The following is a 26,964-nucleotide window of genomic DNA, read 5'->3' on the forward strand; positions in this document are numbered from 1 at the left end:
AAAAAAGCCCTTCACGAATAAAAAAGTGAAGGGCTTTTGTTTATGGTGCTGCGGTTTCTGGGAGAGGTTCTTCTGGTTGAGCCACCACGGCTTTTTGTTGCCAAACACCGCTTTTCCAGCGTTTGATCATAAGGAGACTACGCAAGGCTTCATCAATGGCGTAGGCAATCCAGACGCCGATTAGGCCTAAGTGAGCGGGGATGGCCAGTGTATAAGAAAATGGCAAGCTGATAATCCAAAGTACCAGCAAGCTACATAAGAGCGGATATTTCACATCACCAGAGGCATTTAGGGACCCTACGAGGATGATGTTAATCGCCCGCACGGTTTCCAGCAGGATTTCCACTAAAAAGACGCCCCGGGAAATTTCGATGACTTCACGATTGGCGGTGAAGATTCCCATAATCGGTTCGATGAAAAGAAAGGTTAAGAGACAGATAATAATCGTGGCAATCACGGCAATTACCGTGGTACGCATGCCCCGCTTTGCCGCCCGGTCGAATTCTCCGGCACCTACATTGCGTCCAATCATGATCTGATTTCCTTGACCGATGGCGTTGGCAATCAAATAGACAAACTGGCTAATAGCGGTAACGTAAGACTTCGCTACGAGGACGCTAGTGCCTAGGGAAGCGACAATCATAGTTACGACGATTTGTGCTCCTTGATAAGAAAGAGATTCGCCGGAAGAAGGCATGCCATAGGTCAAAATCTTCTTCAAGTAATCTTGGGAGATTTTCTTAAAGGAACAACTAGCCACAGAAAAGCGCACGTGGCGTTTCAATAAGAAAATGGCGATGATCAAGCCAATGGTATTGCCAAAAACGCTGGAAACCGCCAAACCGGTCACCCCAAAGTTGGGCAAGCCAAAGGGACTGTACAGGACGAAGTAGTTGCCAATCACGGCAAGAATGCTAGCCGTCATGGGAATCAACAAGGCTGGCTGAGTGTAGCCGTGGCTACGCATAATGGCGACAATCACAGCAATCAAAGAAGAGATAAACAAGCTGCCCCCATAGATTTGCAAGTAGCTACGACCGATTTCGACTAAGGTATGATCCAAGCCCATGATTTGTAAGAGGGGATCTGCAAAGCAGAAAAAGCTTAGGCTGATTAACAGGCCGATTGCAAGTGAGGCAAAAAGGGCGGTGTTAATCACTGTAGGGATTTCTTTTTGCCGTTTGGCACCGATTAATTGGGCGATGATGATTTGCGTGCCCACGGTGATAAACCCATAAATAAAGACGCTGAGGTTAAGCAGCTGATTGGCAGCACTGACGGCGGCTACAGCAGGTTCGGAATAATGACTGATCATCCAGACATTGATATTGCCGATGATTACTCGCAAAAAGAGTTCGATGAAGATGGGCCAACTCAAAAATAACAGTTCTCTGTCGGAGAGATTTAAGATTCTTTTTTTAGACAATTGTATAAAGGCCTTCTTTCTACTATAATAAGTGCAACTGTTGGAAATAGATGCCTCACTGATTTTACAAAAAAAACAGAAAAATGCAATAAGTTTTCGCAATGTTAAGAAAAAAATTCGGCTGGGCAGATTAGTAGACAGAAGTCAGGCTTTGAAATAGGATTGTATTGCACTAGGTACTACATATACCAGGAAAGTTTTTGGAGGGATAAGAAAACATATGGAAACAACGGAAATGATGTATGACGTGATCGTAATAGGCGCAGGCCCTGCCGGTATGACAGCGGCTTTGTATGCTTCTCGGTCCAATTTATCCGTGTTGTTAATCGAACGGGGCGCACCAGGAGGCCAGTTAAACAACACGGCAGAAATCGAAAACTACCCAGGATTTGACTCCATTATGGGACCAGAATTAGCCATGAAAATGTACGAAGGCACTAGCCGTTTCGGTGTGAAAAATGAATACGGCATCGTCACTAAGGTGGAAAACCACGAAGACTACAAAGAAGTCTTTACGGAAGAAAAAAGCTACCAAGGCAAATCAGTGATTATCGCTACAGGCTGTGTACACCGGAAATTAGGCGTGCCAGGCGAAGAAGTCTTTGCCGGACGCGGGGTATCTTACTGTGCTGTTTGTGATGGAGCCTTCTTCCGGAACAAGAAACTCTTGGTGATCGGTGGCGGCGACTCGGCCTTAGAAGAAGCCATCTACTTGACCCAATTTGCTTCTGAAGTCGTAGTGGTTCATCGTCGGGATGCACTCCGGGCGCAAAAAATCATCCAAGACCGGGCTTTTGCCAATGAAAAAATCAGTTTCTTGTGGGATTCAGTGGTGGAAAGTATTGAAGGCAATGACATGGTGGTCACGAACGCTCAGATTAAAAATGTCAAAACCGGAGAAGTCCACTCAGAAGCTTGCGGTGGTATCTTCATTTATGTGGGGCTGGATCCACTTTCTGCACCTTTTGAAAACTTGGGAATCACCAATGAAGCTGGTTGGATTTTAACCGATGAAAACATGAAAACCGCAATCCCTGGGATTTTTGCTGTGGGGGATGGCCGTGAAAAAGGTTTGCGACAAATCACTACAGCCGTGGGGGAAGGCGGTATCGCCGGCCAACAAGTCTTCTTGTATTTGGAAGACCAAAAAGAAGCAGTCACAAAATAATCAGAAAAAAAAGCCAAGTCGGATTTGCGATTTGGCCTTTTTTTGTGGTTGTTTGTTGGCGCATCCTTTTGGGAGTGCTATACTGGAATAGAAACGATTAAAAATTGGGAGAGGTGTTATTTTCATGTCTTGGGAAGAAGTTTACGAGCAATGGAAGAACGATGCAAATCTTGAAGAAAATCTAAAAAAACAATTAGCCGATTTAGAGGATGATCCAGAAAAATTAGAAGATGCTTTCTATGCACCCCTAGAGTTTGGGACTGCGGGGATGCGGGGAATTCTGGGAGCCGGTATCAATCGGATGAATATTTACACGGTTCGTCAAGCGACAGAAGGCTTGGCGCGCTTTATGGAAGAACAAGATCCAGAAACCCGTCGCCGGGGGGTAGCGATTGCCTATGATTCTCGCCATTTTTCACCTGAATTTGCCATGGAAGCCGCAAAAACTTTGGCCAAACATGATATTCCCTCGTTTGTCTTTGAAAGTCTGCGACCAACACCAGAGCTTTCCTTCGCTGTGCGTTATCTAAAGACCTTTACTGGGATCATGATCACCGCGTCTCACAATCCGGCAGCTTACAATGGGTATAAAGTTTATGGGGAAGACGGGGGCCAAATGCCACCGGCGGATGCGGATGCTTTGACTCGCTATGTGCGCAGTATCGAAAATCCTTTAAAAATCGAAGTCTTAACCGAAGAAGAAGTCAAACACAGTGGTTTATTGCACATTATTGGAGAAGACATAGATCTGCCATACTTGGAAAATGTCAAAACCGTAACCATCGACCAAGACTTAGTCAATGAAATGGGCAAAGACTTGAAATTGGTTTACACGCCACTTCACGGAACCGGGAAAATGCTCGGGGAACGGGCTTTGAAACAAGCCGGTTTTGAAAAATTCGTCTTAGTACCAGAACAAGCCGTAGCCGATCCCAACTTCAGCACTGTAAAATCACCAAATCCAGAAGAGCACTCTGCCTTTGAATACGCGATTCAATTAGGTGAAAAGGAAGGGGCGGACTTATTAGTAGCCACCGACCCAGACGCAGACCGTTTAGGTGCGGCTGTACGCTTGCCGAATGGGAGCTACCAAGTGCTTTCCGGCAACCAAATCGGGGCTCTCATGGTAAAATACATTTTGGAAGCTCATAAAAACGCCGGTACACTGCCAACAAATGCCGCTGTTTTGAAGTCGATTGTTTCCAGTGAATTGCCAACAGCCATTGCGAAATCTTACGGCGCAACGATGTTTAACGTTTTAACCGGCTTTAAATTTATCGCCGAAAAGATTCAGCAGTTTGAAGAAGATCACAGTCACAGCTTTATGTTTGGCTTTGAAGAAAGCTATGGCTACTTGGTGAAACCATTTGTCCGGGATAAAGATGCCATTCAAGCTTTGGTGTTAATTGCCGAAGTGGCCGCTTTCTACAAGAAACAAGGGAAAACCTTGTATGATGGGTTGCAAGACATCTTTGCCGAATACGGTTACTACGAAGAAAAAACCATTTCCGTGACATTAAGCGGTTTGGAAGGTCCAAGTAAAATCAAAGCCATCATGGCGAAATTCCGCAATGAAGCACCGAAGACACTGGGAAATGTGTCGGTCGTTCAAACGGAAGACTTCAAGGAATTGACTTGTGTAAATGTGGACGGAACCGTTACGAAGATAACCACACCACCATCTGATGTCTTGAAATATCAAATGGCAGATGAAAGCTGGGTAGCAGTACGCCCATCCGGTACAGAACCGAAAATCAAATTCTACATCGGTGTCAAAGGCGCGAACCAAAAAGCAGCGGATGACCGAGTGGCAGAATTAGAAGCGGCGATTAACGAAATCACTGCAGAGTAAGCAAGTGCTTTGAGAGAAAAGTGGCCTGTTGTCAAAAGAAGAGGCCTCTTTTCCTTTACTGCTTAGCTGCTAGAGAAAGGAGTGCTGTCTGATGATGAGATCAAGTGAAGAAATCGAGCAAGTCAGTCAGCTTTTTAAAGTCTTGTCTGATCCTACGCGGCTGAAGATTCTTTTGACCTTGCGTGAAGGGGAGAAGAATGTGACTTCCATAGCAGCCGCGGTAGCCATGGAACAATCCGCGGTGTCTCATCAATTGAAGCTCTTACGGGAAAATCGCGTGGTGAAATCCCGTCGTGAAGGCAAAGCTATCCTGTATAGTTTGGATGATAAGCACGTGATTGATATCTTGCAAGAGACCTTTGAACACATCGAGCATCGCTGAAATTGTTTGGGCTTGTAAGAACTTTCCAATTTTTCGGAAAGTTCTTTTTTTTTCACAAGAATTTTGGTATGCTAAGAGAAATATCTTGAAAAAGTAATCAATAGGGGATGGTGGGAGACGCATGCGAAAACGATTGCAAATTGGGATTTTAGGCCTAGGCGTGGTTGGTACCGGCGTGGTAGAAATCGTCAACCAGGAACGCAAGAAAATCAAGCAAAAAACCGGGGTTGACCTACTCATTACGAAAGCTCTCGTCAGACCGGGAGAAGACAAGTCCGCTTTGGCGGCTGCCCAAGGGTTTCAATTGGTCTATGACAGCAAAGACATCACGGAAGATCCGGATATCGACGTGGTCGTAGAAGTTATGGGGAAAATTCATCCCGCTTATGAATTTATCACCGAGGCCTTGGAGCAAGGCAAACACGTGGTCACCGCCAACAAGGATTTATTAGCCCAAAAAGGAACTCAGCTAGTGCAAACAGCGATTGAAAATCATGTATCCTTGTACTATGAAGCCAGTGTGGCAGGTGGCATTCCGATTTTACGAGTGCTAGCAAATTCCTTTGTGGCAGATGAAATCACGGAAGTTTTAGGTATCATCAACGGCACCACTAACTATATGTTGACTCAGATGGTGGAACAGCAGATGACCTATGAGGATGCTTTGGCTCAGGCCCAAGCGCTAGGCTTTGCCGAATCCAATCCAAAAAATGACGTAGACGGTATCGATGCCGCTTATAAGACCGTGATTTTGACCCGCTTTGCTTATGGCTTAGACATCGCCATTGACGATTTTGTGGTAAAAGGCATTCGCGGAATTGATTTGGAAGACATCGCTTTGGCCCAGTCCTTAGGTTATGAGGTAAAATTGATTGGTCTGACGAAAAAAGTGGGGGAAGGGATTTTTGCGGAAGTCGCTCCGGCTTTGGTGCCAAAACATCATCCACTCGCATCCATTCGCAATGAATTTAATGGTGTCTTTGTTCGCAGTCGTGGTATCGGCCAGTCCATGTATTATGGGCCGGGAGCGGGATCCTTGCCGACTGCTACCAGTGTAGTCACCGATTTAGCCGTGATTGCGGAAAATCAAAGTGACAACAAGCCAGCACCACAATTTTGTACCTATGAAACGAAAAAAGCCTTTGCCAATCCTAATGATGTTTCTTATGGGTATTTTATCGCCTTGGCATTAGCAGATGAACAGTCCTTATGGCCGGAGATTCAAAAGTTGGCGGAGGCTTATGGCATTGTGTACCGGGTGGTTGCCGATGAACAAGGTTCTGAAAGCCGACGTCTCGTTTTACTGACCGAGGCTATTAACGAAGTGCAAAAACACCAGTTTGTGACCAGTGTCAATCAATTGGAAGCAAGCAATGTGAGTCAAATAATGAAAGTAATGGAGGAGTAGCATATGTATGAAGGTCTGTTAAAACAATATCGGGAGTATTTACCAATCACCGATGCCACCCCTATGATTAGTCTTTGTGAAGGCAATACCCCTTTGATTCCCTTGAACAATCTTTCCAAAGAATTAGGGATTACCCTGTATGGGAAATACGAAGGTCTGAATCCTACTGGTTCCTTTAAGGATCGGGGCATGGTAATGGCAGTGGCCAAAGCCGTGGAAGAAGGGGCCAAAGCCATCGTCTGTGCTTCCACGGGAAATACCAGTGCTGCAGCGGCTGCTTATGCGACCCGGGCTGGAGTTAAAGCGTATGTGGTAATTCCAGACGGGAAAATCGCCATGGGAAAATTGGCCCAAGCAATTGCTTATGGGGCCGATATTATCTCCATTCCAGGTAACTTTGATGAAGCACTAAAAGCCGTGCGAGACATTGCGAAAACCGAAGCCGTGGCTTTGGTAAACTCAGTTAACCCCTATCGTTTAGAAGGGCAGAAAACCGCGGCCTTTGAAGTTTGCGAGCAGTTAGGTCAAGCCCCGGATGTCTTGGCGATTCCAGTGGGGAACGCGGGGAACATCTCAGCTTACTGGAAAGGGTTCAAAGAATGGCATGAAGTGAAACAAACCGCTTTGCCCCGGATGCACGGCTTTGAAGCGGAAGGTGCGGCTGCGATTGTTCGAGGAGAAGTAATCGAAGCACCGGAAACTGTAGCTACGGCGATTCGTATTGGGAATCCGGCTAGCTGGAAATTAGCCGAAGCGGCAAGAGACGAATCCCAAGGTTATATCGATGCCGTCACCGATGAAGAAATTTTGGATGCTTATCGTAAAGTGGCAGCTATGGATGGCGTCTTTGTGGAACCGGGCTCAGCTGCTTCACTAGCTGGCGTGATTCAACACGTGAAAGCCGGCAAGATCAAACCAGGGGAAACCGTGGTGACAGTCTTTACCGGTAATGGTTTGAAAGATCCCGATACGGCCATTCACGAAGCCAACGTGGAAATTCACAAGATGAGTGATTTGGAAGAAATGCGTCTGCACTTACGGGAAGGTGTGGCACAGCTATGAGGATTCGCGTACCCGCCACTAGTGCAAACTTAGGCCCGGGTTTTGATTCTTGTGGCATCGCTCTTGACCGCTATTTAGTAGTGGACGTCATTGAGGACAGCTTTGAATGGCTGGTGACTCATGAATTGGGACCGGAAATTCCTACTGACGAAGAAAATCTCTTGATTCAGACTGCCTTGCGAGTAGCCCCGGATTTGACACCGAAGCATTTGCGGATGACTTCTGATATTCCGGTGACTCGGGGACTGGGAAGTAGTTCTTCCGTGATTGTTGCCGGTATTGAGTTGGCTAACCGTTTAGGCAATTTGAATCTATCAGAAAACGAAAAAGTCACGATTGCGACGAAAATCGAAGGCCATCCAGACAATGTGGCACCGGCGATTTGTGGTGACTTGGTCGTTGCCAGTGCCGTAGACGATCAACTGCATTATGTGCGGCATTATTTTCCAGACTGTGCGGTAATCGCCTATATTCCAAGGACGGCTTTGAGTACGGTGGCTAGCCGCCAAGTGTTGCCACAAACCCTTGATTACAAAGAAGCGGTGGCGGCAAGTTCGGTGGCCAATGTTATGGTAGCAGCCTTGATTACTGGCAATTTACCAGTGGCCGGCAAACTTATGGAACAAGATCGCTTCCACGAAACTTATCGGCAGGACTTGGTACCGCATTTGAACATGATTCGTGAAATTGGGCATGAAGAAGGGGCATACGGCTGCTATTTAAGCGGTGCTGGTCCCACGGTAATCATGTTGGCGCCAGAGTCTCGAGCAGAACATATTGTGCAACTGTTGCAAGCACTGGAACAAGATGCTACCGTTGAATTATTAAGCATCGATCGGGAAGGTGCCCAGGTATTTTAAGAAGAAAGGATGAGCGGCTTATGGGCCCTCGTCCTTTTTTGCAAAGAATGGAGGAGTAAAATGGAGTTTGAAACAAAGTGTCTACATGCTGGCTATACCCCGGGCAATGGGGACCCTCGGGTTTTGCCCATCGTTCAGAGTACCACCTATACTTATGACTCGACAGAATCCATTGGAAAGCTTTTTGATTTGGAAGAGTCTGGCTTTTTCTATACTCGCTTAGCCAATCCCACGACCAGTGCCGTGGAGGAAAAACTAGCGGCCTTGGAAGGCGGTGTGGGTGCTCTGTGCACCGCGTCTGGGCAGTCCGCTACTTTCTATGCCTTGTTAAATATCTTGGAAAGTGGCGATCATTTTATCTCTTCTTCTTATATTTATGGGGGAACTTACAATTTATTTGCTCATACGTTCAAAAAAATGGGGATCGATGTGACCTTCGTGGATCAGTTTGCGCCATTGGAAGAGCTGAAAAAGGCCATCCGCCCAAATACCAAAGCCGTTTTTGGAGAAACCATTGCCAATCCGGCCATGCATGTCTTGGATTTTGCCAAGTTTGCTCAGTTGGCTCACGAACATAAGATACCGTTCTTCGTGGATAACACCTTTGCGACTCCGTATTTTTGCCAGCCTTTCCAACACGGGGCGGACATTGTGATTCATTCCACTACGAAATATTTAGACGGCCATGCGGTGGCAACCGGGGGTGTAATCATCGATGGGGGACGTTTTGATTGGGCGAATGGCAAGTTTCCTCAATTAGCAGAGCCAGATGAAACCTATCACGGAATCGTCTACACGGAAACGTTTGGTAAGGCGGCTTACATTACCAAGGCCCGAGTACAGCTCATGCGGGATTTAGGAGCCACGCCAGCCCCGCAAAATTCTTTTTATTTGAATCTGGGATTGGAAACACTGCCTTTACGCATGGATCGGCATTACGAAAATGCACTAAAAGTAGCAGAATTTATCCAAAATCAACCTAGTGTGGCGCAGATTACTTACCCAGGCTTACCGGAAGACCCGAATTTTGCTTTAAAAGAGCGATACCTGCCTAATGGGCTCTGTGGTGTGATTACTTTTGAAATCGCAGCGGGGCGAGCGGCGGCAGCCAAATGGTTGGATGCTTTAGATTTGGTGTCGCTTGAAGTCCATGTGGCGGATATCCGCACCTGCGCTTTGCATCCGGCGACTTCCACCCATCGGCAAATGTCCGATGAAGAACTGCTAGCGGCGGGAATTTCGCCAGGGACGATTCGCTTGTCATGCGGGATTGAAAATAGCGCCGATATTCTTAGTGATTTGGCACAAGCCTTTCAAAAATTGGAGGGATAAGGATGCCGATTAAAATTGCGGAAGATTTACCCGCTGTAAGTGTCTTGTTGGGAGAAGACGTCTTTGCCATCGACAATGAGCGAGCGGCTCATCAAGACATTCGACCCTTGCGTCTCTTGATTTTAAACTTGATGCCCAATAAAATTGACACGGAGATTCAACTATTGCGGCTGATTTCTCAGAGTCCTTTGCAAATCGATGTGGACTTTTTGAAAATCACCACCCATGAGCATAAAAACACTAGCGTGACTCATTTGAAAAAATTCTATTTGGAGTTTGAGCAAGTGAAAGACCACTGTTATGATGGCCTGATTATCACTGGGGCGCCTGTGGAACAATTGGCCTTTGAAGAGGTGGATTACTGGCAGGAGCTTGTGGATATCATGGACTGGTCTCAGAACAATGTAACCAGTGTGATTCACATTTGCTGGGGAGCTCAGGCCGGTTTGTATCATCATTACGGTGTGGCCAAAGTCCCTTACAAAGAGAAGCTTTTTGGTATCTTTAGTCAAACAAAGCTGGGCAATCACCGTCTGTGTCGTGGTTTTGATGATATTTTCTGGGCACCTCAGTCTCGTTATACGGGGATTGATGCTGCAATGATTGATCCTGAGCGCTTGCAGATTTTATCCCAAGATCCTGACATTGGGCCCAATCTATTGATTTCAAAAGACGGCCATGATTTGTTTATTCTCGGTCATTTTGAGTATGACACCGAAACCTTGGACAAGGAGTATCAGCGTGATCAGGCAAAAGGATTGGAGACAAAAGCCCCGGTGCATTACTATGTGCAAGATGATCCCCAGCAAGGAATCTGCAATCGCTGGCGGGCCCACGCTCATTTGCTGTACCACAATTGGCTAAATGACGTGTATCAAATCACTCCTTTTGCGCTGGATGAAATCCCTCAGATGCAAAAAATGCGTATGAAAAAAGGCGATTCCGTATAGGATCGCCTTTTTTTGTACTTATTCTTCTTCCTCGGTGGTGTAGTAGCTGTGGTCTTCTAATTTTAAGGCGTTCATAATCATGGATGCAGTCTCTTCAATGGAAAGAGACGCCACGTTGATCACGACACAGCCTAGCTTTTCATAGAGGTCCTTGGCAAAAGCGAGCTCGGCTTTGATTTTCTCGATATCGGAATAGGCGGTATCAGGATTCAGGCCGTAAGCCAACATGCGTTCTTTGCGGATGCTGTTTAAAATATCCGGGTCATTGGTTAGTCCGACAATCTTGCTAGGGTCTACTTCCCATAATTGCTTTGGAATGTGGGCTTGGGGGACCAGGGGTAAGTTGGCCACTTTAAGATTTTTATTTGCCAAAAAGAGGCTTAAAGGGGTCTTAGAAGTCCGCGAAACGCCTAACAAAACGACGTCGGCTTCCAAAAAGCCCCGGGGATCTTTGCCGTCATCGTATTTCACGGCGAATTCCATAGCTTTAATACGCTTGAAGTAATTTTTGTTTAAGTGATGCAAGGCTCCGGGTTCTCTAGTGGCGGCAACTCCACTGCGACGTTCGATTTCCGAGATGGTAGAAGAGAGGACATCAAAACTAAAGAGGCCACTTTCTTCACAAAAATCACTGATTAAAGTAGATAGTTCTTCGTTGATCATGGTGAAAAGAATCATGGCGTCGTGTTTTTTTGCTTCGGCTAGGCCTTTGATCAAGACTTCTTTGTCATTGACGAAAGTCTTGCGATACAAGTTGAATTCCACCGTAGGAAACTGGGCCATCGTCGCTTGAGCGAGTTTGGTGGCGGTTTCGCCGGCGGAATCAGAAATCACGTAAATGGTTAAGATATTGGTTTCATCATTCATTAAACTAACAACTCCCCTTGTCTTTTGTTCCCGTTTATTATACCATACGGAAGGAAGTTATAATTCGGAATCATTCTGATTTGTGGGGTGGAAAAAGTGAGTCAAACTCGGTTGCAACATGCCTTGACAACTTTGAAAGAACAAGGATACAAACATACGAAGAAGCGAGAAGTGATGCTGGATTATCTGGTGCGGCGGAATCGCTACGTCACCGCCAAAGAGGTCCATCATTTTATGAATCAAAGCTTTCCTGGAGTGAGCTACGACACGATTTATCGCAATCTCCATGATTTTGCGGCGCTAAATCTTTTAGAGGAAACCGACTTGAATGGGGAAATGAAGTTTCGTTTCCACTGTTGCTTGGAGCCGGGGGAGCATCATCACCATCATTTCATCTGTACCGTCTGCGGAAAAACCAAGGAACTGGACCTGTGTCCTATGGATTTCTTTGAAGAACAGCTACCTGGTTGTGTGATTGAAGGCCATCGCTTTGAAATTCTCGGTCGCTGTGAAGACTGTCAGTAGAGAAAAACAAAAGAAACAGCCACGCCTCTTAAGAAAAGAGAGGGCGCGGCTGTTTCTTTGTGTTATCTGCTTATTACTAGGATTTAATGTCGGGTTTTTGCCACTAGTATGAAAAGCTTAGACCGTTGTGGGCAATAGCCCAGCGTCTTTAATGGCTTTCGCTACAAGTTGGGCAATTTGTTTGGCGCCAGTTTCGTTAAAGTGTGTATTGTCCGTGACACCTTCTGGATAATTCGGATGTTCTCCCGGAGCAAGTTGTAAGTGCAGCGCTTTTGTTTCTTCGTAGCCTAGGTTTTGATAGAGGTCTTGGGTTATTTGGTACATGTCTAAAAGCGGTAGTTGCTGTTCTTTTGCAAATTCGCTCATTGCTTGAGGATAAGCACCTAACGTAGCTTGGTTTAATTGACCTTCGTAAAAGTCCCGACGAGTTACCGATGTCAAAAGAACCGCTTGGGCATCGTGTTTTTTTGCTACATCAACATATTGTGCCAAATAGCTTTGGTATTCACCATCTGGTTGAGTTCCGCGGTCTTCGGTGACTTTTTGATCGTTGTGACCAAATTGGATGAAGAGAAAATCTCCTGGCTTCAAGGCTTTGTCGATTGCATCCAGGCGACCTTCTTCGATAAAGGATTTTGTAGAACGCCCGTTCATGGCGTGGTTGCTAACGTGGTAACCTGGGGCAAGATATGCTTCCAAGTATTCCCCCCAGCCGGCTTCTGGGCGTTTGTCGGTTTCTTTTTTTGCCGCAGTGGAATCACCGGCGATAAAAATAGTGGTCATAATCAATTCTCCTAACTGTTTCCTTTTGTTTTGTTTAAACTGCTTCTATCAAGGAGTAGTGGAAAAAAGGCAAAAATCTATTTGCGTCTTTTTCTGATTTATAGCATAATGTAAACGTGTGCAAAAATCAATGGGCAATTAGAATTATTTACCGAGATTATCACCCTGTGTGATTTTATCTTTCTTCGATGAAATGATTCGTTCATAGGAGGCAAGTCATGAGACAAGTACATAAGTTACGTAAGTCAAAATTCTTTTATGGCATTTTTTTACCGATATTTTTGATTGGCATGGTATTGATTTTAGGATTTGCAGGTTATATTTACCAGTCCACTTACGATACCATTTTTCAAAATTTGGTTAATACTCAAAAGAGTAATGGAATCTATATTCGCAATCATTTGGAGCAACAAGTGAAAACCATTGAGTATTCCTTTAGTGCATACAGTACCACCGACAGCTTTAAACAAGCGGTGAAGGAAGATTTGGATTATCGAAAGTATGATTTGGTTCATCAATTAAAAGAAGAACTGTCCTATATTCAGTCCATTGGGATCGATTCTGGGCATTACAGCATTATTAGTTTGCAACAAGGGTGGGAGATTTCAGACAGTGGCTTTTCTCAGCTAGACTCAGAAGAAGTCCAAGAGTATAAGGATCTGGTGAGTAAGTCGAGTACCTACTTGCGTTGGTTGCCGACGAAAAAGGGCATTACCATGTTGGTCAGCTTACCGGTCTTTGAGCAGACTCGAAATGGGTTAGGCGTCGCCGAGTTGAATCAACACTTTTTGGCACAAGCAACCGAGACCGCAGAAGGTGCATTTTATCTGTTGGATAGTGATGGAGAATCTTTGTACCAACACCAAGGAAAGTTGCCGTCTGAGGTCAAAAATGCCTTGGCCGATACGGAGGAAACACAAGCAGAGGGAATGATTACCGCCAAGAACGGTGACCTCTATCCGTATGTAAAATCGGACTACAATCACTGGATTTATGTGACAAATATCACAAGGGAAACGATTGCGGCTTCGCTTTTAAATCTTCGGATTGGTCTAGTGGTCTTAGTTTTGTTGATGTTAGTCTTATTGTCTTGGTGTGCGTATATCTTGGCTGAGCGTTCCGTGCGACCGATTCGTGAAATCAAAGGGCGATTGTCTCAAGATAGCGATGAGCAGTTGGAATTAGGTGCGATTTTAAACGGGATTGACACCATAAAATCGCAAAATGAAATCATGGCAACCACGGTTCGTACGCAACAGCCCGCCTTAAAGACGCTCTTTATGCTGGATTTATTCCGTAAGCAGACTCACACGCAAGATATCGAAAAGCGATTAAAACAGTTCGGTTATGCCAATGTGGAGCCGGTAGATTATCTTTTGGCCTTGTTGAAAATCGATGATATGGGGGACCGGAAGCCGGAAGAGACCGAGGTTATTTTGTTGGCCATTAGTAAAATGGTCGAAGAACTGGTCCCGAGAGAAGCACGGTTGCATCCGATTGTGACAGATTCTGAAACTCAGGCGACGATTTTCCGTATTCCTAAGACACAAACTGGAGAAGTGATGATTCGTGAATACTGTCAAAAGATTCAGCAGGCCATCGAGGAATTTTTACGGGTAACTGTGAGTTTCGGTCTTTCGAAGCGCTATGCTCAATTAACGACAAGTCATAGTGCCGTGCAAGAGGCTACAGAAGCACTTCATTTCCGCATTAATCTCGGCAGTGGGGGGATTATTTTCTACGAGGAAATTGCCCAAGGGAAGAACAAGACGGAAGCCGTCCGCTATCCTCAAGGGGAAGAGCAGTTGATCGATGCCATTCGCGCAGGAGATCGTCAATTAGTAGATAAACTCTTTCCTCAAGTTATCCAAGAGATATTCCAGCAAAATCATCAACCGTTAGCAATTGAGATGGTGATATTAAATTTAAGTAATCATATTATTCAATTGGGTCAGTTGTTGGGAGCCGATTTGAATTTATTCCACCAAAATCGCAGTATTTATTATCACGTCTTGCAACTGGATCATCCGAAAGACATCACGAAAGTCTTATACAATCAGTTGATTTTACCGATTATTGATTCGATTCAAAATACTACGGACCATGAAATGAAGAGTCTGACGGATAAGATGTTGCAAATCGTGCATCAGTCTTACGATCAGGATCTTTCTTTAGAAGCGATTGCCGACCAGCTACACTACAATCCGAATTACCTCAGTGGCATCTTTAAACGGGAATATGGCAGTAATTTTGGTGATTATGTCTTAAGCTACCGTCTTTCTGTGGCGAAACGCTGGTTAGTGGAGTCGAAAATGACGATTAAAGAAATTTCTGAGCGTCTGCAATACAATAATCCGCAAAACTTTATCCGTTTCTTTAAAAAGAAAGAAGGCATGACTCCTGGGGAATATCGAAAAGCCCATCAATAAAGAGCATGTCAAAAAAATACGGCCGGGTCCTTATGACCTAGCCGTATTTCTTTGTTTCTAAAACGTAGTCCATGCTTGAAAAATGTTTACCCTTTAACAGAACCCACCATGGCCCCTTTGACAAAGTATTTTTGTACGAATGGATAGACAATGAGCATTGGTAAAGTAGAGATCATGATAACCGCCATCTTAATAGATTGAGCTGGTGGCACTACATCTACGGCAGAAGCATCGGCGTTCATCCCACTGGAGACGATTACGATTTGCCGTAGTAACAATTGAATCGGCCATTTGTCTGGGGTATTGATGTACAAAATGGCACCAGAATAGGAGTTCCAGTAAGCCACGGCATAGAAAAGTGAAATGGTGGCAATAGAAGGTAAGGATAACGGAAGGACGATTCTAAAAAAGACTCCTAGATTGCTGCATCCGTCCATTTTGGCTGATTCTTCTAAACTATCAGGAATTCCTTGGAAGAAATTGCGCATGATAATCATATTGTACGCACTGACGGTCCCAGGCAAAATCAAAGACCAGATGGAGTCGATTAAGCCTAATTGTTTCACTAAGAGGAAGCCAGGAATCATCCCACCGGAAAAGAGCATGGTGAAAACTACTAAGAAGTTAAAAAAGCGCCGACCATGCAAATATTTTCGGGATAGGGCATAGGCCATAAAGGAAGTTACCGTCATGCTGACAAAGGTCCCTAGTACGGTGATGACGATGGAGACGCCCACACTACGGAAAATCGTAGGTGTAGATAAGATGTAACGATAGGCATCTAAAGTAAAGGTTTTCGGAATTAAAATAAATGGCCGAGTGGAAATTTCCGCCGAGGTGGCAAAAGAACTTCCGAGAATATTTAAAAAGGGTAACAAACACATGGCAGAAAATGTTAATAGAAACAAAACAATGATAACTTGCAAAATCTGTTCACTTTTACTGACTTTCTTTTTTGTTTTGAGCTTGGCTGTTGCTTCCATGATGAAACCTCCTTGAGTGATGAATGCTAGATTGAATATGATAATGATAAAACGTTTACATATCGACTTTATCATCTCTACCAAATAACGTATATAATCAGATTCTCAGTTGTTGAAAAAATATGTTTCAAAATCATTTCTCATTGGCGGTGCCCATTTACCTAAGAAAAACGCTGTTCCATTTTTTTTGCGAGAAAAACCCTACTCTCTCAGGCTTTTGATCAGATAACACAGGGAATGGTTTTGATTACGCTTACACAACCGAAGAAATGATTATATACGTAATTCGTTGTAATCGTTACCATAGGGTCATGATAAGACGTTACATAAAAACGAATGGAGGTCGTATTAATGGAGTCAACTTATCCAATCAATTCGATGACAACAAAAGAAGTGGCCAAGAAAAAGCGAGCAAAACGCTGGGCACAGATTAAAAGTAACAAAGCACTATATTTTATGCTACTACCTGGAGTTCTTTATTTTATTGTCTTTAAATACATTCCCATGGGGGGATTGGTAATTTCCTTTCAAGACTATCAGCCTTTCTTAGGAATCCTCGGCAGTCCTTTTGTGGGCTTGAAACACTTTATCCGTTTGTTTAGTACCGATACGTTTCTATTATTGATGAAGAATACTTTGATTATCTTCGGCATGAATATCGTTTTTTCATTTCCATTTCCGATTATCCTTGCTCTGATGATCAACGAATTACGTAGTAGCAAACTGAAAAAAGCCGTACAAACGATTATTTACTTGCCCCACTTCATGTCTTGGGTAATCGTGGTTTCCGTGTTTTACATCTTGTTGACGACAGAAGGTGGGGTTATCAACAATATCATCGAATCATTCGGTGGGGAGAAGATTTCGTTTCTGACTAGTAAAGCTTGGTTGCGACCTATGTACATCTTCCAAGAGATTTGGAAAGGGGCCGGCTGGGGGACCATCGTGTATTTAGCGGCGATTACCAATGTGGATGAGCAACTCTACGAAGCGGCCGACATGGATGGGGCTTCGAAATTACGGAAAATGTGGCACATTACTCTCCCATGCATTCGTCCGACGATTGTAACGTTATTGATTTTGAAAATCGGGGATGTCTTGGAACTTGGTTTTGAGCATATGTTCTTATTGATGAATTCCATGAACCGGGATGTGGCGCAAATTTTTGATACCTTTGTCTACACTTCAGGGATTAAGAATGGGCAATTCTCCTACTCTACTGCGGTGGGACTCTTCAAAGGGTTAGTCGGGTTGATTTTAGTGGTCTTAGCTAATAAATTAGCGAAGAAAGTCGGCGAAGACGGGGTTTACTAAGCAAAGAAACGAGGAATTAACATGACTTTAGAAAAGATCAATCGGCTCAATGAGTTACTAATCGGGGTCTTAAAGTTGGCCTATCTTAATCTTTTGTGGCTAGTGACAGTTGTCTGTGGGCTAGGGTTAACATTTGGTCCGGCTTGTGCGGCCATGTTGCATTACTACGATCGTTGGTTGCGAAAAAAAGAAGAGTTACCGGTTTTTCGCAGTTATTGGCGCTTTTTGAAGAGAGATTTTAAACGCTCTTTGATCATCGGTTTGATTTACGAGTTAATGTTCGCGGTGATTTTAGGCAATTTATTTCTGTTGAAAAATTGGTATCTTTTGGCGGGCAATGTATTGATTCTAGTGATTTTGTTGATTTCTTTTACCCATGTCTTTTCGCTTTTAGGTGTTTTGCCAGCAGAAAGAGTTCTGTCGGTTTTTAAAGTGACTACTGTATTAGGCTTTGGGTATTTGCATTACACGATTCTTGCTTGGACCGGGATTATCGGCAGTTATTTACTCCTGGCCAAGTTTGCTCCGGCGGCGTTGTTTCTATTTGGCATCGCCTTAACCGGATTTTTCCTAGGAACGGCGTCAAAACTAGTTCTGGGAGAGCTTGAAAAAGTAAATGGCACAATCTAAATACTAGAGGAGGAAAGAAAAAAAATGGCACAACTAAAAGAGCGAGTCTTGGCAAGCTTTTTACAAGGGTATCCGGTGCTTGCTGAGGCCAAAAATTATCGCGGAAAATGGTCCTACGATTTTGGCGTCGTCTTACGGGGCTTTCAAGAGGAGTATCGGCAAACAGGAAAGCGGGAATACTTTGATTATATCCAACAAACCATGGACTATTTTATTCAAGAAGATGGGGGTATTAAAAATTATCGCTTCGAGGCGATGAATATCGACTATGTTAATAACGGTAAGCTCTTATTTTTACTTTATGAAAAAACGGGCCAAGAAAAATACAAACTGGCTTTGGATCAGTTATTTGCTCAATTAGAAGCGATGCCCCGGACGCCAGAAGGTGGTTTTTGGCACAAAAAGATTTATCCAGAACAAATGTGGCTGGATGGTCTCTACATGGGCGCACCATTTTATGCGGAGTATCTGGTACGTTTCAAAGGCGGCGCTGGGCTAGAAGACGTGGTACGGCAATTCGAACTGTGCTTCGAACACGCCCGGGATCCGCAAACTGGTTTACTGTACCACGCGTGGGATTCGGCGAGAAAACAACCTTGGGCTGATCCCGAAACCGGATGCTCACCACATTTTTGGGGCCGTTCTATGGGCTGGTACGTCATGGCCTTAGTTGATGTGATTGAACTTTTACCAGTAGGAGACTACCGGCAACGTTTGGCAAAAATCCTTCTAGCAGTGATGGATGCACTGTTTAAAGTACAAGACCCTGTGACAAAAGTTTGGTACCAAGTCTTAGATGAAGGTACGCGCCATGGAAATTATCTGGAAGCCTCTGGGTCCAGCATGATTGTATACGGTTTAGCTAAAGGTCTTGTGCTCGGAGTGTTCACAGAAGAGTGGCAAGCGCGCCTAGAAGAAAGTTATACCGGGTTGGTAGAAGAATTTGTCCTGCTTGGCAATGATCCGGGCGTTCATTTGATTCATAACTGTGAAGTGGCCGGGTTAGGGGGCGCAGATCAACGGGATGGCAGCTTTGTTTACTACGTAAGTGAGCCAATTGTTACAAATGATTTTAAAGGTTTAGGGGCATTTTTACAGGCCGTGATTATGATGGAACAAGTAGAAAGGAAGGCACTTCATGTCTGAGTATGTCATTACCGATTTTGGCATTGTGGCCGAAGAAAATATCGTCACCAAAGAAATCCAAAAGGTCATCGATCAAGCTGCCGCTGCTGGAGGGGGGCGGGTGATCGTTCCTGCTGGTCGGTTTATCACAGGAGCATTGCAGCTAAAGGACAATATTGAACTACATTTACTACCGGGAGCAGTTTTACAATTCTCCGATGATCAAAAGGATTATCCAGTGGTGACTTCACGCTGGGAAGGAGTAGAGCGAGCCGTCTATGCCGCATGCCTCTATGCCTTTGACGCCAAGAATATCGCGGTAACCGGTTTTGGTACCTTAGATGGAAATGGGGAAAAATGGTGGCAAGTATTTCGCCATGAACGGGAAAAACTCGCTTATCCCCGTCCCATGTTAGTAAGCTTTGAAGGGTGCGAGCGGGTAACGCTGAAAGACTTTACGTGTATCAACTCCCCAAGCTGGACGATTCATCCCCAATGCTGTCGCAATGTGACCATCGACAATCTGAACATTCACAATCCCGCAGACTCTCCCAATACGGATGGTATCGATCCAGAATCGTGCCAAAACGTGCGGATTGCCAACTGTAATATCGATGTGGGAGACGATTGTATCGCCATTAAAGCCGGGACAGAAGATACGCCTCAACGGATTTCTTGTGAAAACATCACCATTACCAACTGTACGATGGTTCACGGTCATGGAGGCGTCGTCTTAGGTAGTGAAATGAGTGGTGGCATCAAAAACGTCACCATTACGAACTGTGTTTTCCAAGATACGGATCGAGGCATTCGGCTAAAATCTCGTCGCGGTCGGGGCGGGTTTATCGAGGATATCCGGATTGACAACCTAGTCATGGAGCGGGTCTTGTGTCCGTTTATCTTGAATCTCTACTATTTCTGTGGACCTCGGGGCAAAGAACGCTACGTTTGGGACAAAACACCGTACCCGGTCACTGAAGAAACTCCGCGTTTTCGTCGCATTCATTTCGCCAATATCACTGCTCGCAATGTCCACGCGGCAGCCGGCTTTATTTACGGATTAGCGGAGCAACACATTGAAGAAGTGAGCTTTGATAATATTGCCATCGAAATGGCAGAAGAGGCTGTAGCTGGACGCCCAGCGATGATGTCTGGCATTGAGGATATGCAAAGACGGGGCTTTTACATCGGCTTCGGGGACAATCTATTGTTTAAAAATGTCAGCATTCGCAATCATGAAGGTCCGGCGTTTACACAAGAAGGCTGTAAAGACTTACGTTTTGTTGAATGCCAGTCACTGGCACCGCGGGATCAGGCGCCTTTAGTCTATGAGCAGGAAGTGGTCACCCTTGAGACGGAAACTCTTTGATTTATTAGGCGAAGACACAAGGAGTGAGAAAATTCAAAGCCGCTTGCTAGTTAAAGCGGAAAAAGCCGGCTATGTGCTAGAAAGCTTGCAGTTGACACTGAACCGCTACGAAACCGTACCCGCTTATTTTGCTTATCCTACTGGAGCTAAGAATTGTCCAGTAGTGATTTACAACCATTCCCATGGAGGAGACTTTACTATGGGAAAAGATGAAGGACTACAAGGTGCAGCCTATTTACAAGAACCATTTTTTGAAACCTTGCTTTCCTTAGGCTACTGTGTAGCGGCCATTGATATGTGGGGTTTCGGAGAACGCCGAGGCAAAGCCGAAAGTGAATTGGTAAAAGAAGCTTTATTAACTGGCCGGACCTTGTGGGGCATGCGTCTTTATGACGACTTGGCCTTAGTGGACTATCTAGTAACCAGAGAAGAAGTCGACCCAAAGCGCATAGGAACCATAGGCATGTCCATGGGAGGCATGATGAGTTGGTGGCTGGCTGCCTTGGATGAACGAATGAAAGTCTGCGTTGACCTTGCCGGACAGGCGGATCTGGAAACTTTGATTAAGGAGCGAGGCTTGGATCATCATGGTTTTTACTTATATGTGCCCAAGCTCTTAAAGGAAACTTCTCTAGAAGAAATTCAAAGCCTGATTTCTCCTAGGGCGCGCTTGAGCTTGACTGGTAAAGACGACCCACTGTGCCCTGTTCTTGGAGTGAAAAAACTCCGCAAACACTTGCAAGTTGTCTATCAAAAAGCGGAGTCACAAGAACACTGGGTTTCCCATATTCTTACGGGAGGACACCAAGAGACTCGGGAAATGCGTATGATTTGGCAACAATTTTTACAAGACCAACTTTAGGTCTAAATAGGCATCAATAATGAATAAGGAGTTTATCTGTTATGAAAAGAAAAGCAGAAAAAATCTTGGCCTTGCTTGCTGCACTTCTCACTGTCTTCTTTTTAGGGGGCTTTGCAGTAATTGCTAACCATCTAACCTTAAAACAATATCAAACTACCATTAAGCCGGTTTTCCAAAGTAGTTTGCAACAACTCACCGATCAAGAAGCTGTGACCTTGTTTCAGACTTTAGGCGCTTGGTTTGCCGTGACACTGATGTTGGTTTTGATTTTAACGGCGGTGGCGTGGCCTTTATTAAAAGGTCATCGAAAAATTGCCGGAGGACTCTTGGTGGCAGCTGGGGTGATTACTTTATTTGGTAGCCAACTTGTGGCTTTCCCCATTGCGTTTTTCTTTTTCGTAGCAGGTGGTCTCGCGCTTATGCGAAAGGAGCAAGTACGTGTACAAGACGAGTATTAGCAATCCGATTTTGCGGGGGTTCAACCCGGATCCAAACATCCTTAAGGTGGAAGACACTTACTATATCGCGGTATCTTCTTTTGAATGGTTACCTGGTATTCGAGTGTATGCCTCACAAGACTTAGTGAATTGGGCACACGAAACCGATATTTTAACTGATCAAGTTCATTTACAAGGGAATCCGAAAAATTGTAGCATTTGGGCGCCCCAGATCAGCTATCATGCTGGACGTTATTATTGTATTTATACTGATGTAAAAAGTAGCAGTCGCCCGTTCAAAGACTGTCACAATTATTTGATTACCGCTTCCAGCATCAAAGGTCCTTGGAGTGAGCCGGTCTATTTAAATTCCAGTGGCTTTGATCCTTCTTTATTCCATGATGAAGATGGCCGGAGCTGGCTACTCAATGAAATTTGGGATTACCGTATGACTACGGGGAATAAATCAGCAGGGATTGTTATGCAAGAATACGATGACAAAAAACAGTGTCTTGTAGGCCCCCGGTATGATATCTTCAGAGGGACGCATTTGGCCAAGACGGAAGCACCCCACCTGTATCAAAAAAATGGCTACTACTACTTGATAACCGCTGAAGGAGGGACTGGGACTGGTCATGCTGTGACGATTTGCCGAAGCAAGCAGATCACGGGACCTTACGAATTAGCCCCTAATTCGCCTATTCTAACGGCAGCAGATAAACCGGAGTCCCCATTGCAATGTAGTGGACACGGCAGTCTAGTGGAAGGTGCTTTTGGGAAATGGTACATGGTTTACTTGACCACGCGTCCACTTCAAGGTCATGCCATTCTTGGCCGGGAAACTGCTATTCAAGAGGTATATTGGACAGAGGATGACTGGTTGGCTTTAGCCAGTGGTGGTAATGGGCCACAACAAGAAACGATTGTCTACACCAAAGAGCCGGTGATCCAGCAAATTACGACGGATTTTGCGACGGATTTTCGGGGTCCCTTGGAAAAAGAGTGGAATAGTCCCCGGATTATGCCGGCGGAAAGTTGGGTTCAAACAGGACCAGAGGGCTTGTGTATGACTTCTGGTGAATCCCCACAATCTCGCTTTAATCATCACTTGTTGGCTTTGCGACAAAAAGATCAGTCCTATGAAGTTACCACGCGCTTTTCTTTTAATCCCACAACGTATAATCAAATGGCTGGCTTAATGTTGTACTTGAATGAGGATGCTTACCTTTATGCGTTTGTCACCTATGATGAAGAAAAAGGCAAAGTATTACGCTTTATGCGCTGCCAAGGAGAAGGGGTAGTCACTCCAATATGTGTGCCTTTAAGTGAGCAAGAGCTTTCCCTAAAAGTTGTGGACAATGCTGGACAAGCTCAATTTTATTATCGAGAATCTGGTTCTTGGCAATCCTTTGGTCAATTGGAAGATACGTTATTTCTTTCTGGGGGCTTCACCGGTAATTTTATCGGCGTAGCAGTCCATGATTTGGACTTAAAAGCGGGGAGTAAAGCGTACTTCCAGGAATTTACTTATCTGGGAAAAGATTCGAAACCCCAAGTAAATCAAGGAATTTCAAAATCTGAAGAAATGATTATTATCCCATAGAAGAATCAAGGTTTTGAGAACTAAAGAAATGATTATATACAGTTTTTATTTGGTAAGCTAATGTTATTTGTATAATGAATGCGCTTTCTAAAAAGCGTAAAAAAATGCTAGGAGTGAGATTTTAATGAAGAACAAGAAATTTGTCGGGATTGTGGGATCATTGTTAATGGCTTCATTGGTATTAGGAGCTTGTGGTGGTAAGGAAGATGCGAGTAAGGGCAGTGCCGAGGCGAAAAGCGACAAGGATTCGATTTCTTGGATGACCATGCTGCACACGGCTGCCCCACCTAGTGGAGATATCGAAAAACAATTAGAAGAATATACGGGCATGGATATCGAATTCAACTGGGTACCAGATGCTTCTAAGGAAGAAAAAATCAATGCTTCCTTAGCCTCGGACTCCTTAGCCGATATCGTATCTTTGACACAAATCAACAGCACTACAGTTCGTAATGCGATGACTTCGGGGATGTTTTGGGATGTGGAAGAATACTTAGACGATTACCCGAACTTAGCCAAAATCTCGGAGGGTACGTTGGAGTCTGCTCGGGTAGGGGGCCACATTTATGGCGTGCCATTCCAAAAACCAATGGCGCGTTATGGAGTCTTAGTACGGCAGGACTGGTTGGACAACCTTGGTTTAGAAGTACCAAAGACTTACGATGATCTGAAGAAAGTAGCCCAAGCCTTTACTGAAAACGACCCAGATGGGAACGGTGTGAAGGATACGGTTGGTTTCGTGGATCGGGAAGAATCTTACAGTGTCGGGTTCAAAGCGATGACAGTGAACTTCGGCGCGGGAAATCTCTTCGACGTGGTAGATGGAAAAATTACTCCATCCTTTATGCAAGACGAATTTAAAGACGCGATGGAGTGGTATCGTGAAATCTATGCCAATGGTTGGATGAACTCTGACTTTACGGTTATGTCTAAAAATGATCAAAAAGATTATATCGTCCAAGGAAAAGGTGGTATCGTAATCTCTGGTTTGTTTGATGGCAATAACTATAAGACAGCTGCTATGGGTACGGAAGAAGAAGATCAAGAATGGGCGTTGATTAATGATATCACCGTTGATGGAGGCGAACGACGAGCTGTTTCTGATACCAATGGTGGTATGGGAGGCTGGTTAGCCATTCCGAAATCCTACGTGAAAACCGAGGAAGATTTGAAAGTGGTACTTCAATTTATCAACGATCTTTCTGATGAAGAACCGTTTACGTTGATGACCCAAGGGGTAGAAGGCGTTCACTATGAAATCACCGAGGATGGAGCTTACAAACGAATCGACGACACAAAATGGACGCAAGAAGTACAGCCATTTGCTGGTTCTCGCCCGTCTGAGTTGGTGAAAGACTTTAAGACCACAAGCGAATTGTCCAACCTTTCCACTGAAAAAATCGCGGAAAACGCGGACTATGCGATTATCAATCCAGCACAGTCCTTGTCTTCTGAAACCTATGATTTGGAGTGGTCCACATTGATTGAACCAATCGAAGACGCTTACTATCTATATATGATGGGAGAAATCGAAATGGATGGCTTTGATGAAGCCGTTGACAACTTCTTGGCTTCTGGGGGACAAGCGATTATTGACGAGTTCACCGATAGTTATAATGAAACAAAATAATTGATGGAAAACAGAGAAAATCCTCTTTCGGCTTTTCTCTGTTTTTTTTTAAGAGTATACCTTGACGTGAAAATTCGCATTAGCTATAATATTAAAAGGACAGTATTGTTCTTTGAAAAATATTTCATTGAACAAAAACGGTTACTTTTTAAGCTCGGAGGGAGGGAATCTACATGTCAAAAACAGTGGTTCGTAAAAATGAATCTCTTGACGATGCTCTTCGTCGCTTCAAACGTTCCGTGTCAAAATCCGGTACTTTGCAAGAATCTCGCAAACGTGAATTCTATGAAAAACCTAGTGTGAAACGCAAGAAGAAATCTGAAGCAGCCAGAAAACGTAAGAAATTCTAATTTTGGCGCACAAGGATTGGAGCTGGTAGTGTGACGCTACTAAGTACACTGAATACGGATATGAAGACAGCGATGAGAGCCAAGGATAAGGAACGCTTGGCGGTGATTCGTATGTTGAAAGCATCCCTTCAGAACGAAGAGATCAAGGTCGGACACGAATTGAATGCTGACGAAGAATTGACGATTTTATCCCGGGAGATGAAACAACGTCGCGACTCATTAGCAGAATTCGAAAAAGCTGGTCGTGAAGATCTCTCTGAAAAAGTTAAAATCGAAATCGCAATTGTTGAAAATTATCTTCCTGCACAACTGACAGACGAAGAAATTCGTCAAATCGTTGCTCAGGCAATCACGGACACCGGTGCCACTTCTGCTAAGGAGTTTGGCAAGGTAATGGGTGCTGTTATGCCGAAAGTTAAAGGCAAAGCAGACGGCAACCAAGTAAACGCGATTGTAAAAGAGTTACTCCAATAATTGACTGAAAGCCACGGATTATTCCGTGGCTTTTTTGAGTATGCTTTGCAAGCATTTTATTTCTGCAATGCCTAAGAAAGAGCTTTTTTCTTTTCTTCCGGGGTATGGTAAAATGGGTGGGTAATGACAATGAGGGGGATGTATTGCTTGGCAGATGAACGTCAGAGAATGCAACTGAAACTAAATGAGTCCGACGACCTTTCCATGTTGTTTGGGGCTCATGACAAAAATATTAAACTAATTGAAGAGCATACGAGTACCATTATCCGCACGAGAGGCGAAGTGCTAGAGATCGAAGGCACAGAAGAAAACGCCGCTTTGGTAACCGGGGTCATCGAAGCATTGCAAGAGCTGATTCGCCGGGGGATCAATATCAGTGCACCGGATATCGTCTCTGCATTGAAGATGGCCAAAAGTGATCGTTTGGCTTTTTTTGTGGATATGTATGAAGAAGAAATCGTCAAAGATCGGAATGGCAAACCGATTCGGGTGAAAAATGCCGGTCAAAAACAATATGTATCCAGTGTGAAAAATCATGATGTGGTTTTTGGTATCGGCCCAGCTGGTACTGGGAAGACCTTTTTAGCGGTGGTCTTAGCCATTGCTGCGCTGAAAAAAGGACAAGTCCAAAAAATCATTTTGACTAGACCGGCAGTGGAAGCAGGGGAAAATCTCGGCTTCTTACCGGGGGATTTAAAAGAAAAAGTTGATCCTTATTTGCGACCGGTGTATGATGCGTTGTATCAAATCTTCGGCACAGACCATACCAACCGCTTAATGGAGCGGGGGGTTATTGAGATTGCGCCCTTGGCTTATATGCGCGGACGGACCTTGGAAGATGCTTTCGTGATTTTAGACGAAGCGCAAAACACTACGATAGCGCAAATGAAGATGTTTTTAACCCGGCTTGGCTACAATTCGAAGATGATTGTCAATGGGGATACGAGCCAAATCGACTTGCCAAAAGGAACCATGAGTGGTTTAGTCCATGCGGAACGAACGTTGCAAAACATCAAGCAGATTGGCTTTGTGAATTTCGAAGCTAGTGACGTGGTCCGGCATCCCGTGGTGGCAGAGATTATTGAAGCCTATGAGAAAGCCAGTTTACGTAAAGACGGGTAAACTACCTAGTCAAATATTGGA

25 protein-coding genes are annotated in these 26,964 nt (G+C 44.5%); 21 read left to right on the plus strand and 4 right to left on the minus strand.

Features of this window, described 5'->3' with window-relative positions; all coding sequences use genetic code 11:
* Positions 1-40: 40 nt before the first annotated feature.
* Positions 41-1,426 (minus strand): MATE family efflux transporter, encoded by a 1,386-nt coding sequence (locus I579_RS08390; RefSeq protein ID WP_010754039.1) that lies wholly within the window; start codon positions 1,424-1,426, stop codon positions 41-43.
* A gap of 238 nt (positions 1,427-1,664) precedes the next feature.
* Between I579_RS08390 and trxB the strand changes: the two genes are divergently transcribed.
* The 8 genes from trxB to I579_RS08430 all read left to right on the plus strand — a co-directional run bounded on the left by trxB (position 1,665) and on the right by I579_RS08430 (position 10,440).
* Positions 1,665-2,594 (plus strand): thioredoxin-disulfide reductase, encoded by a 930-nt coding sequence (trxB, locus tag I579_RS08395; protein ID WP_034810588.1) that lies wholly within the window; start codon positions 1,665-1,667, stop codon positions 2,592-2,594.
* 124 nt (positions 2,595-2,718) lie between these two features.
* Positions 2,719-4,446 (plus strand): phospho-sugar mutase, encoded by a 1,728-nt coding sequence (locus tag I579_RS08400; protein ID WP_010754037.1) that lies wholly within the window; start codon positions 2,719-2,721, stop codon positions 4,444-4,446.
* Between the two features lie 91 nt (positions 4,447-4,537).
* Positions 4,538-4,828 carry an ArsR/SmtB family transcription factor gene (locus I579_RS08405; RefSeq protein WP_010754036.1) on the plus strand — a complete coding sequence of 97 codons (291 nt, stop codon included), beginning with the start codon at positions 4,538-4,540 and terminating at the stop codon, positions 4,826-4,828.
* Between the two features lie 121 nt (positions 4,829-4,949).
* Positions 4,950-6,236 (plus strand): homoserine dehydrogenase, encoded by a 1,287-nt coding sequence (locus tag I579_RS08410; protein WP_010754035.1) that lies wholly within the window; start codon positions 4,950-4,952, stop codon positions 6,234-6,236.
* Positions 6,237-6,239: 3 nt separating this feature from the next.
* Positions 6,240-7,298 carry a threonine synthase gene (gene thrC / locus I579_RS08415; protein ID WP_010754034.1) on the plus strand — a complete coding sequence of 353 codons (1,059 nt, stop codon included), beginning with the start codon at positions 6,240-6,242 and terminating at the stop codon, positions 7,296-7,298.
* Positions 7,295-8,158 carry a homoserine kinase gene (gene thrB / locus I579_RS08420; protein WP_010754033.1) on the plus strand — a complete coding sequence of 288 codons (864 nt, stop codon included), beginning with the start codon at positions 7,295-7,297 and terminating at the stop codon, positions 8,156-8,158. Before thrC ends, thrB begins: the two co-directional genes overlap by 4 nt.
* A 60-nt stretch (positions 8,159-8,218) precedes the next feature.
* A complete protein-coding gene (locus I579_RS08425; RefSeq protein WP_010754032.1) occupies positions 8,219-9,490 on the plus strand; it encodes an O-acetylhomoserine aminocarboxypropyltransferase/cysteine synthase family protein in 1,272 nt (423 codons plus the stop codon).
* A gap of 2 nt (positions 9,491-9,492) precedes the next feature.
* Complete coding sequence (locus I579_RS08430; RefSeq protein ID WP_010754031.1) at positions 9,493-10,440, plus strand: homoserine O-succinyltransferase; 948 nt, start codon at positions 9,493-9,495, stop codon at positions 10,438-10,440.
* An 18-nt stretch (positions 10,441-10,458) separates the two neighbouring features.
* On the opposite strand, the gene I579_RS08435 is transcribed toward I579_RS08430, so the two are convergent.
* Positions 10,459-11,307: a pyruvate, water dikinase regulatory protein gene (locus I579_RS08435; protein ID WP_010754030.1), complete on the minus strand. Its 849-nt coding sequence runs from the start codon at positions 11,305-11,307 to the stop codon at positions 10,459-10,461.
* Positions 11,308-11,403: 96 nt separating this feature from the next.
* Here I579_RS08435 and I579_RS08440 point away from each other — a divergent pair, with 96 nt between their 5' ends.
* Positions 11,404-11,832: a Fur family transcriptional regulator gene (locus I579_RS08440; RefSeq protein ID WP_010754029.1), complete on the plus strand. Its 429-nt coding sequence runs from the start codon at positions 11,404-11,406 to the stop codon at positions 11,830-11,832.
* Positions 11,833-11,949: 117 nt separating this feature from the next.
* On the opposite strand, the gene I579_RS08445 is transcribed toward I579_RS08440, so the two are convergent.
* Positions 11,950-12,615 (minus strand): rhamnogalacturonan acetylesterase, encoded by a 666-nt coding sequence (locus I579_RS08445; protein WP_010754028.1) that lies wholly within the window; start codon positions 12,613-12,615, stop codon positions 11,950-11,952.
* Between the two features lie 218 nt (positions 12,616-12,833).
* Here I579_RS08445 and I579_RS08450 point away from each other — a divergent pair, with 218 nt between their 5' ends.
* Positions 12,834-15,044 carry a helix-turn-helix domain-containing protein gene (locus tag I579_RS08450; protein ID WP_010754027.1) on the plus strand — a complete coding sequence of 737 codons (2,211 nt, stop codon included), beginning with the start codon at positions 12,834-12,836 and terminating at the stop codon, positions 15,042-15,044.
* Between the two features lie 86 nt (positions 15,045-15,130).
* Here I579_RS08450 and I579_RS08455 read toward each other — a convergent pair whose 3' ends face one another.
* Positions 15,131-16,027, minus strand: a complete 897-nt coding sequence (locus I579_RS08455; RefSeq protein ID WP_010754026.1) for a carbohydrate ABC transporter permease — start codon at positions 16,025-16,027, stop codon at positions 15,131-15,133.
* 336 nt (positions 16,028-16,363) lie between these two features.
* Between I579_RS08455 and I579_RS08460 the strand changes: the two genes are divergently transcribed.
* The 11 genes from I579_RS08460 (at position 16,364) to I579_RS08510 (ending at position 26,943) form a co-directional block, all read left to right on the plus strand.
* Entirely contained in the window at positions 16,364-17,341 is a 978-nt protein-coding gene (locus tag I579_RS08460; protein WP_051091750.1) for an ABC transporter permease, read from the plus strand.
* 21 nt (positions 17,342-17,362) lie between these two features.
* On the plus strand, positions 17,363-17,971 hold the full coding sequence (locus I579_RS08465; protein ID WP_010754024.1) for a YesL family protein: 609 nt from the start codon (positions 17,363-17,365) through the stop codon (positions 17,969-17,971).
* Between the two features lie 24 nt (positions 17,972-17,995).
* Positions 17,996-19,117 carry a glycoside hydrolase family 88/105 protein gene (locus I579_RS08470; RefSeq protein WP_010754023.1) on the plus strand — a complete coding sequence of 374 codons (1,122 nt, stop codon included), beginning with the start codon at positions 17,996-17,998 and terminating at the stop codon, positions 19,115-19,117.
* A complete protein-coding gene (locus I579_RS08475; RefSeq protein ID WP_010754022.1) occupies positions 19,110-20,465 on the plus strand; it encodes a glycoside hydrolase family 28 protein in 1,356 nt (451 codons plus the stop codon). The genes I579_RS08470 and I579_RS08475 overlap by 8 nt, the downstream gene beginning before the upstream one ends.
* A complete protein-coding gene (locus tag I579_RS08480) occupies positions 20,425-21,327 on the plus strand; it encodes an alpha/beta hydrolase family protein (RefSeq protein WP_034810440.1) in 903 nt (300 codons plus the stop codon). Before I579_RS08475 ends, I579_RS08480 begins: the two co-directional genes overlap by 41 nt.
* A 41-nt stretch (positions 21,328-21,368) precedes the next feature.
* Entirely contained in the window at positions 21,369-21,785 is a 417-nt protein-coding gene (locus I579_RS08485; RefSeq protein ID WP_010754020.1) for a DUF4064 domain-containing protein, read from the plus strand.
* Positions 21,766-23,367, plus strand: coding sequence for a glycoside hydrolase family 43 protein (locus I579_RS08490; protein WP_010754019.1), 1,602 nt, complete (start codon positions 21,766-21,768; stop codon positions 23,365-23,367). The genes I579_RS08485 and I579_RS08490 overlap by 20 nt, the downstream gene beginning before the upstream one ends.
* A gap of 124 nt (positions 23,368-23,491) precedes the next feature.
* Positions 23,492-24,997 (plus strand): extracellular solute-binding protein, encoded by a 1,506-nt coding sequence (locus tag I579_RS08495; RefSeq protein ID WP_010754018.1) that lies wholly within the window; start codon positions 23,492-23,494, stop codon positions 24,995-24,997.
* A 173-nt stretch (positions 24,998-25,170) separates the two neighbouring features.
* Positions 25,171-25,347 carry a 30S ribosomal protein S21 gene (gene rpsU, locus I579_RS08500; RefSeq protein ID WP_010754017.1) on the plus strand — a complete coding sequence of 59 codons (177 nt, stop codon included), beginning with the start codon at positions 25,171-25,173 and terminating at the stop codon, positions 25,345-25,347.
* Positions 25,348-25,377: 30 nt separating this feature from the next.
* A complete protein-coding gene (locus I579_RS08505; protein ID WP_010754016.1) occupies positions 25,378-25,821 on the plus strand; it encodes a GatB/YqeY domain-containing protein in 444 nt (147 codons plus the stop codon).
* A 168-nt stretch (positions 25,822-25,989) separates the two neighbouring features.
* Positions 25,990-26,943 (plus strand): PhoH family protein, encoded by a 954-nt coding sequence (locus tag I579_RS08510; RefSeq protein ID WP_174270010.1) that lies wholly within the window; start codon positions 25,990-25,992, stop codon positions 26,941-26,943.
* Positions 26,944-26,964 lie beyond the last annotated feature (21 nt).

This window comes from Enterococcus asini ATCC 700915, assembly GCF_000407365.1.
Lineage (GTDB): Bacteria > Bacillota > Bacilli > Lactobacillales > Enterococcaceae > Enterococcus_C > Enterococcus_C asini.

Coding starts and splice junctions, on each gene's coding strand:
- I579_RS08510 (WP_174270010.1), top strand. CDS start 25,990: ATGCAACTGAAACTAAATGAGTCCGACGACCTTTCCATGTTGTTTGGG.
- I579_RS08450 (WP_010754027.1), top strand. CDS start 12,834: ATGAGACAAGTACATAAGTTACGTAAGTCAAAATTCTTTTATGGCATT.
- I579_RS08475 (WP_010754022.1), top strand. CDS start 19,110: ATGTCTGAGTATGTCATTACCGATTTTGGCATTGTGGCCGAAGAAAAT.
- I579_RS08470 (WP_010754023.1), top strand. CDS start 17,996: ATGGCACAACTAAAAGAGCGAGTCTTGGCAAGCTTTTTACAAGGGTAT.
- I579_RS08460 (WP_051091750.1), top strand. CDS start 16,364: ATGGAGGTCGTATTAATGGAGTCAACTTATCCAATCAATTCGATGACA.
- I579_RS08465 (WP_010754024.1), top strand. CDS start 17,363: ATGACTTTAGAAAAGATCAATCGGCTCAATGAGTTACTAATCGGGGTC.
- I579_RS08435 (WP_010754030.1), bottom strand. CDS start 11,307: ATGAATGATGAAACCAATATCTTAACCATTTACGTGATTTCTGATTCC.
- I579_RS08495 (WP_010754018.1), top strand. CDS start 23,492: ATGAAGAACAAGAAATTTGTCGGGATTGTGGGATCATTGTTAATGGCT.
- thrB (WP_010754033.1), top strand. CDS start 7,295: ATGAGGATTCGCGTACCCGCCACTAGTGCAAACTTAGGCCCGGGTTTT.
- rpsU (WP_010754017.1), top strand. CDS start 25,171: ATGTCAAAAACAGTGGTTCGTAAAAATGAATCTCTTGACGATGCTCTT.
- I579_RS08480 (WP_034810440.1), top strand. CDS start 20,425: ATGAGCAGGAAGTGGTCACCCTTGAGACGGAAACTCTTTGATTTATTA.
- I579_RS08430 (WP_010754031.1), top strand. CDS start 9,493: ATGCCGATTAAAATTGCGGAAGATTTACCCGCTGTAAGTGTCTTGTTG.
- I579_RS08400 (WP_010754037.1), top strand. CDS start 2,719: ATGTCTTGGGAAGAAGTTTACGAGCAATGGAAGAACGATGCAAATCTT.
- thrC (WP_010754034.1), top strand. CDS start 6,240: ATGTATGAAGGTCTGTTAAAACAATATCGGGAGTATTTACCAATCACC.
- I579_RS08405 (WP_010754036.1), top strand. CDS start 4,538: ATGATGAGATCAAGTGAAGAAATCGAGCAAGTCAGTCAGCTTTTTAAA.
- I579_RS08445 (WP_010754028.1), bottom strand. CDS start 12,615: ATGACCACTATTTTTATCGCCGGTGATTCCACTGCGGCAAAAAAAGAA.
- trxB (WP_034810588.1), top strand. CDS start 1,665: ATGTATGACGTGATCGTAATAGGCGCAGGCCCTGCCGGTATGACAGCG.
- I579_RS08455 (WP_010754026.1), bottom strand. CDS start 16,027: ATGGAAGCAACAGCCAAGCTCAAAACAAAAAAGAAAGTCAGTAAAAGT.
- I579_RS08410 (WP_010754035.1), top strand. CDS start 4,950: ATGCGAAAACGATTGCAAATTGGGATTTTAGGCCTAGGCGTGGTTGGT.
- I579_RS08485 (WP_010754020.1), top strand. CDS start 21,369: ATGAAAAGAAAAGCAGAAAAAATCTTGGCCTTGCTTGCTGCACTTCTC.
- I579_RS08425 (WP_010754032.1), top strand. CDS start 8,219: ATGGAGTTTGAAACAAAGTGTCTACATGCTGGCTATACCCCGGGCAAT.